The organism is Exiguobacterium sp. s7 (assembly GCF_018618195.1).
Taxonomy (GTDB): domain Bacteria; phylum Bacillota; class Bacilli; order Exiguobacteriales; family Exiguobacteriaceae; genus Exiguobacterium; species Exiguobacterium mexicanum_A.
The window spans coordinates 1-230 of sequence record NZ_JACSLO010000045.1 but is presented as its reverse complement, the minus strand read 5'-3'; the positions used below and the strand labels follow the sequence as shown (position 1 = coordinate 230).

At 43.5% G+C, this 230-nt stretch carries 1 rRNA gene; it reads left to right on the top strand.

Features of this window, described 5'->3' with window-relative positions:
- Positions 1-143 precede the first annotated feature (143 nt).
- Positions 144-230: ribosomal RNA gene (gene rrf, locus KNP79_RS15680) — 5S ribosomal RNA — on the top strand; the annotation flags it as partial.

Sequence of the window (230 nt, the reverse complement as noted above, 5' to 3'; positions counted from 1 at the left end):
CGTGTGGAGCTGAATGATACTAATCGGTCGAGGCTTTGATCTAGTCTAATGGTTTGTATGAATTGATGAGTCTTCAGTTTTGAGAGAACAATCTCTTAAAAAAGAGTTGACATTATGTTAAGATAATGTTAATCTCATATATGTCTGGTGGCGATAGCGAAGCGGCCACACCCGTTCCCATGCCGAACACGGAAGTTAAGCGCTTCAGCGCCGAAAGTAGTTGGGGGTCT